Annotated in this window: 6 protein-coding genes and 2 rRNA genes (1 of these 8 cut by a window edge); all 8 read right to left on the bottom strand. The window is 46.1% G+C overall.

The features are described from left to right. Window positions 1-10: 10 nt before the first annotated feature. Window positions 11-988: a D-cysteine desulfhydrase family protein gene (locus tag K5620_RS20505; protein ID WP_016403095.1), complete on the bottom strand. Its 978-nt coding sequence runs from the start codon at window positions 986-988 to the stop codon at window positions 11-13. 57 nt (window positions 989-1,045) lie between these two features. After that, window positions 1,046-2,725 carry a flagellar assembly protein A gene (locus K5620_RS20510; RefSeq protein ID WP_016403094.1) on the bottom strand — a complete coding sequence of 560 codons (1,680 nt, stop codon included), beginning with the start codon at window positions 2,723-2,725 and terminating at the stop codon, window positions 1,046-1,048. A gap of 337 nt (window positions 2,726-3,062) precedes the next feature. Next, a complete protein-coding gene (locus K5620_RS20515) occupies window positions 3,063-6,131 on the bottom strand; it encodes a S8 family serine peptidase (RefSeq protein ID WP_016403092.1) in 3,069 nt (1,022 codons plus the stop codon). Window positions 6,132-6,297: 166 nt separating this feature from the next. After that, a complete protein-coding gene (locus K5620_RS20520) occupies window positions 6,298-6,957 on the bottom strand; it encodes a hypothetical protein (RefSeq protein ID WP_016403091.1) in 660 nt (219 codons plus the stop codon). A 21-nt stretch (window positions 6,958-6,978) separates the two neighbouring features. Then, complete coding sequence (locus K5620_RS20525) at window positions 6,979-8,190, bottom strand: flagellar assembly protein T N-terminal domain-containing protein (protein ID WP_215426465.1); 1,212 nt, start codon at window positions 8,188-8,190, stop codon at window positions 6,979-6,981. Between the two features lie 10 nt (window positions 8,191-8,200). Then, window positions 8,201-8,959 carry a flagellar basal body L-ring protein FlgH gene (locus K5620_RS20530; protein ID WP_016403089.1) on the bottom strand — a complete coding sequence of 253 codons (759 nt, stop codon included), beginning with the start codon at window positions 8,957-8,959 and terminating at the stop codon, window positions 8,201-8,203. A 916-nt stretch (window positions 8,960-9,875) separates the two neighbouring features. Next, a 5S ribosomal RNA gene (gene rrf, locus K5620_RS20535) occupies window positions 9,876-9,991 on the bottom strand. 112 nt (window positions 9,992-10,103) lie between these two features. Further along, window positions 10,104-12,494, bottom strand: a 23S ribosomal RNA gene (locus K5620_RS20540); it runs 499 nt beyond the window's last position.

Here is a 12,494-nt window from a genome sequence, read left to right on the forward strand (position 1 = left end):
TTAGTTGGCATTAAGATAACAAGTCGTCAGCATAAGCGAACAATGCGGGTGTTCCACCGGTGTGCCAAAACAATATGTTTTGATCAGATCTATAAGCCCCTTGGCGCACTCTAGAAATTAAACCCGCCATCGCTTTAGCGGTATAAACTGGGTCTAATAAAATGCCTTCGGTTTCAGCCAGTAGCATAATCGCTTCGCGTTCTGCGTCGCCAATGATGCCGTACCCTTCACCGAGGTAATTGTCATCTAAACAAACCTCACTAGCAGTAAAACTCTTATCCAAGGCAACTTGTTTAGCCGCACTATTGGCTAAATCGGCAATAGTTTGATTAAAGCTTTGCTGCCCATGATTTAGCTTGTCGATATTAATGCCACGCAAGTTTACCTCTAAACCTAACTCAGCCTTAGCCAACATTAAACCTGCATGGGTTGCACCTGAGCTAGAAGCAAATACTATTTCATCCAGTTCATCAATTTGCTGTTGCAGTTCATGCAATGCGGCTGTAAACCCCAAGCTGCCTAAGGCATCAGAGCCACCGTAAGGAACAACATAGGGATTCATACCTTTTTGCATAAGTTGCTGTGCTAGCTCTTCAATGCCCTCGCCTTTACGCTGTTGGCCAGCCCAAATAATGGTTGCGCCGAAAAGCTTGTCTAACAACACATTACCTTGAGCGAGGGTTGGTGCACTGCCACCTAGCAACAAATAACAGGGTAAATTAAGCTTAGCCGCAGCAGCGGCCGTTTGACGACAGTGATTGGATTGAGCTGCGCCTGCAGTAATGATGCAATCGGCCTTCTGCTGCATGGCATCGCCTAACAAAAACTCCAGCTTACGCACTTTGTTTCCACCCAAGGCTAGGCCACTTAAGTCATCGCGTTTTATATAGATTTGCGGACCGGCAAGATGCGCGGAGAGGTTGCTTAATGGATGAACAGGCGTGGGAAAGAAGCCTAAAGATTGTCTGGGCTGATGTTGCCAATTCATGCTATTTCCCTTTTGTTAGATTAACCTTACTTAAGCCGTTAAAAGGGAAAAGAGCAACTATTTTTTTCCGGGGGTTAAAGGCGTGAAAGTCATTTTCCCGTCTTCATATTTAGTTTCGGTTGGCCCATATTCACGGTTAGTAAATAGCTTATGACCAACTATGTCTAAGCGTACATTGGGATGCAGCTCTTTTTTAACCGTAAGCCTCGCATTAGAGAAGAACTGATCTTCCATCTGCTGGTTGTAATCGAGGGCAAAGTCTATTTGCACTAACTCTTGACGAGTATGATGCAAAGTAGCTGAGAGCTTGTCGGCCATGCCCTCTTCGCGATCTTCTTGCTTAGTTGAGCCCAACTTCATTTGAGCATCGAGTACCTTGCTCAGCTTATCATGCAAGGTGTGTTTGATATTGTTTAGGCTACGTCGCTCTTCTTGAATATCATCAAAATCACCAGAGATAGTAAGTTGCGTGGCAGTACCCGCTGTGGCGCCTAATACCACTGCGCTAATCTCTCCACCGGCATCAATTGAGCCACCAACCAAAGTGCCACGTAGGCCACTGGCATCGCTCACGGTGACTTTGCCATCGGTTTCTATTTTACTATGCAGAAGTTGGCTGGTAATAGTGACATCTTTACCTGCATCAATATGTGAATACTGAACAAAAGTAGCGTGTAACTCGCCCTTAGCATTAATGGTGCAAGAGTAATTTTCATCGCCTTCCATCAAACGATGACCAATCACTCCTTTGCCAACTACCACATCGCCACCGGCGGTAATACTAGCTGACTCTACAAAGCCATTAATGTGCACGTCGCCTGAGGCCTTTACTTTCATGCCGTCACCAACATTACCAGTAATCAACACGCTCCCGGCAAAATCAACGTGTCCGTAGCTTACATCGACACTCTTAATCGACAATACATCGTCGACTTTCATGCCATTTTCTATCTCAAGCGGTAAGCCGGTTCTATCGGCCAGCAATAAATTCGCGTCATTTACGGCAATCTTGGTGCCTTCGCCTACAGTGAAGGGCACTTCATGCCCTTGCTTAAAGGGAAGTTCCTCACCACAAACATTTTTGCCCGCCTGACCATGAGTATGAGGATGTCGACGCATTAGCTCTACATCAGGCTCTACCGTTTCCAAATTACCTAAGTCGCGCATGTCTACACGACCATCTTCGGTTTCTTTAGGTTTTAATAAACGTTCTTTAGGGGTAGCGACAAATCGTTCAAAGCGGCTGTCTTCGCCATCTACAGATTGGCGGCCAAGGGCAACCACTTTCTTAATTTTCACCCCGGGATCAGCTTGTTTGGCCGCAGCTAACAAGGCCAAGGCTCGTTTTTTTTGTAAACCAAACACCACGCCAGCTTCTTGCATGGCGCTAACTAAATCACCCTGAGAAATAGGATTACCACCATAAGCAGCAGTAATGGTGGCTCGCGCTACCATTTTATCTTCAGAAACATCGATAGTGACTTCGGCATTGCGAATGTTGGCTAACTTAACAAAAGTCTGCCCCCATTGCTCAATTAGGTCTGGAGATTCACGTAATTCAGCAAACTTAGCGACGGCATCATCTATCGCCTCTTCATCAACTAAGTAATCACCAAAATTAGAGCGAAGAATTAAAGCTTTCACGTCGCTAACACTTACGTGTGATTCTTGAGGTGTTATCTCAATTAGTGCCGCTAATTTATCTTGGGATAAACGTAAACAGCTTAACTCCAGCATTCAATCCCCTTAACTTAATCCTTAGCTGCCAAATAATTGATTACTTAAGACAGCGCTTTCAACCTCATTATGCCTTGCAGCAGGTTGTTAACCAATACTAGCCTAAGCTTTAGTTTTCAACTAATTGAACTAGATCTGAATTTACTAATTTGAATTCTCACACTACCGCAAAAATGCTCAAGCACAAACAAATTCAGTAATTTGTATGTCAAATATGATAATGAATGAGCAGGCTTGTTTATAACACCATGCAGCATTACACAAATAAGCACCGGCTAGTTGACAAAACGATAAACAGCGGCCTTGCGCACTAGAGCGCAAGGCCTATAAGGAAAGACTATTGCTTGAGCAGCTTATAGTTTAAAACCTGGTTTGTGAGGTCTTCGGTGGTGATAGGCTCAACACTTAAACTTAAACCAGAGGTTTCTTCAGTAACCAGAATTGGCGTGACGTCGTTACGAACTGGGTAAGCCCCACATAACTCACCTTCGTCACAAATACGGTAATCATTGTCATGATCACTGCCCACTGTTAACTCATATTCACCAGAAAGCACCTCGGCGAAGCTAAAGCTAAACTCACCGTTATTCATGTTCACCGATTGCTCATAATGGGTAGAGCCTGTTTCTGGGTCAGACAACAGTACATACACTAAACCGCTGTCGCCGGCCTGAACGTTGCTCACATTCATTGAAACACCGAGATTCAGCTCACTACCATTAGATACGCTAAACACCACACTGGCGCCATAATTGCCGTCGCTTAAACCGTTACGGTTTACACTAAGTAAGTAATCTCCGACGCCGTTTGCATCTACATTGTGTGGGCTTACCGTTAACCAACTGGCATTGCTCTGGACACTGTTCACCGACAAACTCACACTGCCAATAAGCTCTACACTTACTTCAGCACTATCTTCGATAAAGCTAAGACTCACTTGATTAGTGCTCAAACTTAAGGCGCTTCTATCGGGCTGGTCAGTATCTAATTGCGAACGTACTGCTTTTTCGGCATTAATTAAGCCATAACCGTAAAGCTGATCGAAGCCATCACTTCCAATGTCATCGGTAATTTCACCCTGAGCAAGCAAATTCAGCACATCATCAGTGGTAAGCTCTGAATTAAGTTGACGCATCAAGCCGATAACACCTGCCACATGTGGCGCGGCCATACTGGTGCCGTTTAAGTACTGGTAGCTGGCAGAGTTACTGCTACCATTTTCTGCCACGTAAGTGCTATAAACACCATCTCCGTAGCCATCACCATTTAAGTCGGCACTGCCATCACCACCCGGTGCAGCAACATCAATATATGAGCCATAATTAGAATATGAAGTGAGGTCTTTTGCGGCGTCTACCGCACTAACACCAATAACATTGGTAAATGCCGCTGGGTAACTAAACTGCGAGGTACTCTCGTTACCGGCAGCAGCAACAACAATCACACCGCTGGCTATTGCTTGCTGGGTTACCGAATCAAAGGCGCTGTCGTAACCACTTCCACCTAAGCTCATATTGATTACATCTGCGGTTTGGCTAGGCACACGATTTGAGGCATTGCTTAAGCCAGCCGCATATAAAATAGCTTGTGAGATATCCCAAGTACTACCGCCATAGCGGCCAAGCGTACGCAGATTCATAATTTTAGTATTGGGCGCTACGCCCGCGACGCCGAGGCTATTATCGGTTTGTGCCGCCACCGTACCCGCCACATGTGTACCGTGCCAAGAAGAGCCGCCACCCGGGCTAGTCAAGTCTCCAGGATCTTCGGGATTGGCATCAATACCATCGCCATCTAAGGCATTAGACGCATCGGAAATAAAGTCGTAACCGTCACTAGTTAACTGATTCCTTAAATCGGGATGATTCTGAAAAATGCCGGTATCAATAACCGCTACAACCACATCATTTAAGGTGCTGTTTTGCATGAGCTGCCAAGCATTATCTAAATTGATTTGTTCGTAGTGCCACTGGCGAGAAACCAAAGGGTCGTTAGACAAGGCAAAAGGCTGGTACAAATAGTTAGGCGAAACTGATTGTTCCACCCCGCCTAATTGGTAATGAAGGCGCTTAATTTCCAGCAAAGTACTGCGTTTGGCGGCATATTCATCACTAAACTGCGCACCTAAGCCATCTCCAGTGGTACTATTTAAGGCCACTGCTTGTTGGTCATTGCTTTGGTAAAGGCTCATGTTTGCTGACGATTGTGCTTGAGTCAGGCCTAAATCTTGAGTGCTAAGCGAAGCTGCCCGCCCAGCCTGATGCATAACCACCATTTGTTTGGCCACAAAATCTTGTTGGGTACTGAAATGCTTACTCTCAGGCAAAACAGCAGAGCTTTGACCGATCAAGCGTAAGGTGTAGTTACCTCTATATGGACCCGAATTAAAGGCAGTGTAAGCTTCCACAACAAGATAATAACTGCCAGTTTGATCAACACTTAACAACTCGGTTTTGTTAATGCCTAAAGAAGAGCTAACTTCAAACATGGTGTCTGCATTTATCAGACGTAAATCAAAATCGTTACCGCTAGTTTCCCAATCGGCAATTTCTAAAAACAAACGTTGATTAGCTTGTAAATCGACCCGATAAACATCACGTTCATCGGGTTCATTTACAAAGCGATCTTTAGCTTCACCAGTAGCATGGCTAGCTAAGTAGCCACTTACCGTGGCAATAGGCGGAAGTATCTGCGCTTCTTCATACTCGTTATTTTCAATATATTCATTGTCAGCATTATTAACATCACTATCAACTACCGTATTCACAGCTGTAGTTACTGTGCCACTCACCGGATAGGATTTACCGTCTAGCACTAAAACGCGAGTTTCAGCTACCTGCTCTTGGCCTTCAAAGTCACGTGAAGCACGCACCATAAATACGCCTTCTTCGTTATAGATATGCGACACAGCTTCGCTGCCAAGTGAAGTGCTTGAATTGCCGTCACCAAAATCCCAAATAACTTGCACATTACTTAAGTCACTTGCAGTAGAGATTGCTTGAAAATTAACATCTAGGGGAGGGATGCCGGCACTTTCTGAGCTTAAAATAGTTAAGGCGGAAGCAGCGTCATTAGTAACCTGAATTACAGTGCTAGAGGTCGAGCTTAAATTATCATTATCTAAAACTGTTAAACGGACCGTATAGTTGCCTTCGCTGGCATAGCTTTTAGAAACATTGATTCCGTTTGCGCCGCTACCGTCACCAAAGTCCCAAGTATAATCAACAATAGTACCGTCATCACTCGAGCCACTGCCGTCAAACTGAATAAGCTGCCCTATAACAGCTTCACTGCGACTTACACTAATGGTCGAACTCGGTGAACCTGCAGACGAGCCTGAGTCACCACCTCCACCACCACAAGCAAACAAAGCTATGCTAAGTAATACCGCTACTATTGCTTTCATATAATCCCTTACATCTACTATTTAGCGCTGTATATATACTACGCACTATATAGTCACAATTATATTAGGCTTATGTAAAGAAAGTGAAAATTTTGCCAAACCTATGCGACATTGTTGTGATTAGCCATCCAGTAACAGCGCACAATGCTAAAGTTACTTGGCAAACTTAGGTATTTGCCTTATCCCGCTTTAGTAGCTCATCATTTTGAACCGCGCTGTCACCCTGCAACATAGCCTTTGGAATAGACCCTTTAGTTGGCACACTTTTGCCCTCTTGGCTAACCCCGGTTGCAGCGCTACCAGTTTGGCTTGCCGCAGCTATTTGCTGGCTACCTTCGGCAACAATATCAGCACTTGCTAAAGCCGCTTGCTCGGCCAGCTCTTCGGCAGTAGGTAATACTTGAGTAGCACTTGGATCACCCGACATGCCAGCAACAAGAGCAGCAGCAATACCTTGGCCTAACTCCGTAAATTGCTTTTCAATATCGGCACGCAATACGCTTTGTAATAAATCAGTGCCTGCTAAGCCTGCCGCAACTGGATTACCAGAGGCTAACCCCATGCCTATGTTCATAGCGGCGGGAGCCACGTCCATAATGCCAACATCCACCGTACCCTCGGCTTTGTCGCCTGTGTTTGTAGCCGTCGCCAGCGCTTCAGTGTTTTGCTGAGTATCGCTTTTGGGGCTTAAAGCATCTTGTAGCTTTTGAGTAAAACTAGTGTCTGATTTTACTTCACTGGCTTGCTGATTATTCACCTCAATCAACTTAGGTTTATAATCTAGACTATTGGTTGCGAGCGGGGTGTTGCTATAAGAAGTTGTCATATTCTTCTCCTTCAATATTGATTATTGCGTGCTTTCAGTAAGGGCGAACGGATCATCAGTAACCGCCACCAATACGTCGCGAATCTGTATGTTAGCCATGTCGGAATAGCGCTCAGTCGCTAGTACCGCGCGGTCGGACTGCACCGACACTACCGTTAGTTGAGTTTGGTCTGCGTTAAATATCGGGCCGCGCAGCCCTCCATCTAAATGCATTAAGTATTGCTGCCTAACCAGCTCAAACTTGTCACCTTTACGTACACCATTCGTTTGTCCAATGTTGATTACCACTTGCCCGTTATACAGCCCAACTACCGTTGCCAAACTTTGGCGGCAATAGAGTGCATCCTCAACGTCACTAACTGATTGGTCGATGTAGGAGTCAATCAACTTGCCATACTCTGAGGACCAAAAGGTTTCACCCGTAACGTCCAACTTCATCGTCACGTCGAATGGCCATTCTCGATTAGACCCGTAATTTTTACGGAGTACCGTTTCACCATTGATACCGTCAATCACGTAGAGTTTTATTTGAAAGTTGCGAAGCTTAACGGTGTTTTTCATGCCGAGTAGGTTAGTGGTGGTTTCGTTGTAGCTCGACATGTCATTGATCTTGCCAAACAAAATATATTGCACGTCGTACTGTTGAGATAGGCTGCGTGCTACTTTGAGCATTTGCGGCTCTATATCATTGGCATAGCGACCATCAAACGCTATTTGACGAGTCATTAAGTGCCGGGCATCAACCCTTTTACTCTTTGATTTAAACCGGTGAAATAAGCGCTGCGAGACTTCTTCAGGTGTTCTATAAACCCCACCAAGCTGGGCATGTTCGCGCTTCTGCAATTGAAAAGGCCCTACAAACAGGGTTTTAGCGTAGCTATCTTTCTCGCAGGTATTTAAAGGAAATATGTCAGCGGCCACCTTCACAGTCATTTGGTCATCAATGATGGTCTCAACCAATAGCTTCATGTCATACACTTCGCCATTAGTACGCACCGTTAGTTCATCGGTTTCCAACACGCCAGACTTCACCACTTGCAGTGACTTTACACTGGCACCACCGCGATACATTAAGGTTAACAAAGCGTCTTGGATAGCCTGCTGACGAGCTTTATCTACTTGGCCGTCGACGATCTTGGCTTGGCCTTCACCTTCTAACCAAATAGCGTAACTGGGAAAATTAATGCCCATTAACGTCAGCAGACACACGCAAACTCGTAAAAATTTAGACATAATCAACGCCCTACAGTGGCCACATACTTCCGCCTAGGAATGAAGATAACCAGCCTTGAGTTTGCACGTCGGCGTGATCACCAGTGCCACTAAACTCGATACGCGCATCGGCCACCTGGTAGGAGCCAATCGAGTTATCTTCTCCAACGTCTAACGGCCGCACAATACCGGTAAAGCGCATGTACTCTTTACCATTGTTGATTACTAGCCACTTTTCACCGCGTACAACCAAATTGCCGTTGTTCAAGATGTCGACCACCGAAACGGTAATTCTGCCTGACAAACGATGTCGCTGATCAGCATCAGAAGATCCGTCAAAATCTTGTTTTTGCTTCATTTCTAGCTCGACTACACGCCCGTTAATCGTTAGATTTCCGCCCGGCACAGTAACCGGATCAAGCTTATAGCTGTTCTCTTTACCAAGGTTTGAACTGGCCGATTTAGTCGCGGTGGCTTCCTCCTCCAAAAGCACTGTAATGGTGTCGCCTAGTGCAAAAGGTGGGGTATAACTATATAAGCTGCGTGAAGTATTGCTGTTAAACATCGAGCCGGTAATAATCACTTGATCCGCAGCTGGGCTAGGTTCAATAGGTGCATAAAAAGGATCATCGGGGATCGGAGAACGGCTATCGGTGCTTACTGTGACTTGACGTTGATTGCGGTCTTCTCGCTCTTGAACGTTCTCCGCAACTTCTTCTACACCATCTACAATTGACGAACATGCTGACAGCAACAATACATTGCACAACATCACTACTCTGGTAATCATTGGTCTATTCCTACTTACGTTAGTTTCCGTTTACCGTTCTCTTTCCACTTGCTTTAACCTAGGCCCGAGCTTTTTATCTCGTTTATTGTAATTAGTTACCTAAGAAAGCCTTAGGCCACAAATAGCAAAGCAAATGCCACTAACGTCAGTAGAAACATATCCTTACGATAATCTAGCTGACAAAATCTTTACCTAACCGACAACATTCCGTCGTTTTTGCCGCTTTTAGCTAGGTACGACACAAAATGCAAATTAAATGCCACTAAATTCATAAAACTCAGTATTTTATAATGTTTATATAAATTGATATAAATTTTAATTCACTGCAGCCGATACAGCTTAGGTTGAGCAGAAAAACTAAGTTTTAGTCAAATAATCGGCAAAACTTACCTCAAGCCGGATAAAAGCTGCCTTTTTGATTTTCGTTCTAGGCAAAGATTGCCTAGTAACTCTTACCGTAATTCTAGAAACCAACCAGCCTTAAAGTAAAAAGCGCTCAAAACAATTAGTTAAATACGGCTTCAACGAACTCAACTTTTGCATCTCAATCAAGCTAGATCACTTGGCTATGAGATAGCCTTCCAACAACTTACCAACTTCACGTTCATAAGCCTTTAGAACTGCAACCATTAAGCACGGCCAATAATGAAAACGCTCTTTAATAAAAATGGGAGATAGGGAAGGGGATGATATGCCTGAGAGACTAAACTGCAGGCAATAAAAAAGCCCTCGTCGTAAGACGAGGGCTTAGTATAGGAGCCTGGCGGTGGTCAGGTGCGCAGCATAGCTGCTTGTGCTTCGGCGGAACAAAACTGCGTTTTGTCTTTAAACGCCTCCGCCCTACTTTTGAAAGCAGGCCACGCTAAACACAAACAAAAAGGGCTTCCCAATCGGGAAGCCCTTTTCGATAATGAGAGCCTGGCGGTGACCTACTTTCACATGGGGAAGCCCCACACTATCATCGGCGCAGTTGCGTTTCACTTCTGAGTTCGGCATGGAGTCAGGTGGGTCCACAACGCTATTGCCACCAGGCAAAAACTGTTGTCTTTAACATTCGAAAAAGCTGAAACATCTCATGAGCACTAACAAGTATTCATGGTTTCTAAAAATAAAGTATCTATAAGCAACACCCTTTAGGTGTTGTATGGTTAAGCCTCACGGGTAATTAGTACAAGTTAGCTCAATGCCTCACAGCACTTACACACCTTGCCTATCAACGTTGTAGTCTCCAACGGCCCTTCAGAGGACTTAAAGTCCTAGTGAGAATTAATCTCGAGGCCTGCTTCCCGCTTAGATGCTTTCAGCGGTTATCAGTTCCGAACGTAGCTACTGGGCAATGCTATTGGCATAACAACCCAAACACCAGCGGTTCGTCCACTCCGGTCCTCTCGTACTAGGAGCAGCTCCCCTCAATTCTCAAACGCCCACGGCAGATAGGGACCGAACTGTCTCACGACGTTCTAAACCCAGCTCGCGTACCACTTTAAATGGCGAACAGCCATACCCTTGGGACCGACTTCAGCCCCAGGATGTGATGAGCCGACATCGAGGTGCCAAACACCGCCGTCGATATGAACTCTTGGGCGGTATCAGCCTGTTATCCCCGGAGTACCTTTTATCCGTTGAGCGATGGCCCTTCCATACAGAACCACCGGATCACTATGACCTACTTTCGTACCTGCTCGACGTGTCTGTCTCGCAGTTAAGCTGGCTTATGCCATTGCACTAACCGTATGATGTCCGACCATACTTAGCCAACCTTCGTGCTCCTCCGTTACTCTTTGGGAGGAGACCGCCCCAGTCAAACTACCCACCAGACACTGTCCGCAATCCCGATAAGGGACCAACGTTAGAACATCAACACTACAAGGGTGGTATTTCAAGGTCGGCTCCACGTCATCTAGCGACAACGCTTCAAAGCCTCCCACCTATCCTACACATGTAGGGTCAATGTTCAGTGTCAAGCTGTAGTAAAGGTTCACGGGGTCTTTCCGTCTAGCCGCGGGTACACCGCATCTTCACGGCAATTTCAATTTCACTGAGTCTCGGGTGGAGACAGCTTGGCCATCATTACGCCATTCGTGCAGGTCGGAACTTACCCGACAAGGAATTTCGCTACCTTAGGACCGTTATAGTTACGGCCGCCGTTTACCGGGGCTTCGATCAATAGCTTCGCGCGAACGCTAACCACATCAATTAACCTTCCGGCACCGGGCAGGCGTCACACCGTATACGTCATCTTTCGATTTAGCACAGTGCTGTGTTTTTAATAAACAGTTGCAGCCAACTGGTATCTGCGACTCTCAGCAGCTTAGGGAGCAAGTCCCATCACCATCAAGAGCGTACCTTCTCCCGAAGTTACGGTACCATTTTGCCTAGTTCCTTCACCCGAGTTCTCTCAAGCGCCTTGGTATTCTCTACCCAACCACCTGTGTCGGTTTGGGGTACGGTTTCGTATAATCTGAAGCTTAGAGACTTTTCCTGGAAGCAGGGCATCAACCACTTCGTGTCCGTAGACACTCGTCATCAACTCTCAGCGTAATGTAAACCCGGATTTGCCTAAGTTTACCGCCTACTGCCTTTCACGTGGACAACCATCGCCACGCTGGCCTAGCCTTCTCCGTCCTCCCATCGCAATTATACGAAGTACAGGAATATTAACCTGTTTCCCATCGACTACACTTTTCAGTCTCGCCTTAGGGGCCGACTCACCCTGCCCTGATTAACATTGGACAGGAAACCTTGGTCTTTCGGCGAGGGGGCTTTTCACCCCCTTTATCGTTACTCATGTCAACATTCGCACTTCTGATACCTCCAGCAAACCTTACGATTCACCTTCAACGGCTTACAGAACGCTCCTCTACCGAGCATGCAAGCATGCTCCCGTAGCTTCGGTGGTATGTTTAGCCCCGTTACATCTTCCGCGCAGGCCGACTCGACCAGTGAGCTATTACGCTTTCTTTAAATGATGGCTGCTTCTAAGCCAACATCCTGGCTGTCTAAGCCTTCCCACATCGTTTCCCACTTAACATACACTTTGGGACCTTAGCTGACGGTCTGGGTTGTTTCCCTTTCCACGACGGACGTTAGCACCCGCCGTGTGTCTCCCGAGTAGTACTTGATGGTATTCGGAGTTTGCAAAGGGTTGGTAAGTCGGGATGACCCCCTAGCCTTAACAGTGCTCTACCCCCATCAGTATTCGCTCGAGGCGCTACCTAAATAGCTTTCGAGGAGAACCAGCTATCTCCCGGTTTGATTGGCCTTTCACCCCCAGCCACAAGTCATCCGCTAATTTTTCAACATTAGTCGGTTCGGTCCTCCAATTGGTGTTACCCAATCTTCAACCTGCCCATGGCTAGATCACCGGGTTTCGGGTCTAATCCCAGCAACTATGCGCGCAGTTAACACTCGGTTTCCCTACGGCTCCGCTATTCGCTTAACCTTGCTACTGAAATTAAGTCGTTGACCCATTATACAAAAGGTACGCAGTCACCCCACGAAGGGGCTCCCACTGCTTGTACGTATACGGTTTCAG

It is taken from the genome of Agarivorans albus, from assembly GCF_019670105.1.
Classification (GTDB): Bacteria; Pseudomonadota; Gammaproteobacteria; order Enterobacterales; family Celerinatantimonadaceae; genus Agarivorans; species Agarivorans albus.

Coding starts and splice junctions, on each gene's coding strand:
- K5620_RS20505 (WP_016403095.1), bottom strand. CDS start 988: ATGAATTGGCAACATCAGCCCAGACAATCTTTAGGCTTCTTTCCCACG.
- K5620_RS20510 (WP_016403094.1), bottom strand. CDS start 2,725: ATGCTGGAGTTAAGCTGTTTACGTTTATCCCAAGATAAATTAGCGGCA.
- K5620_RS20515 (WP_016403092.1), bottom strand. CDS start 6,131: ATGAAAGCAATAGTAGCGGTATTACTTAGCATAGCTTTGTTTGCTTGT.
- K5620_RS20520 (WP_016403091.1), bottom strand. CDS start 6,957: ATGACAACTTCTTATAGCAACACCCCGCTCGCAACCAATAGTCTAGAT.
- K5620_RS20525 (WP_215426465.1), bottom strand. CDS start 8,190: ATGTCTAAATTTTTACGAGTTTGCGTGTGTCTGCTGACGTTAATGGGC.
- K5620_RS20530 (WP_016403089.1), bottom strand. CDS start 8,959: ATGATTACCAGAGTAGTGATGTTGTGCAATGTATTGTTGCTGTCAGCA.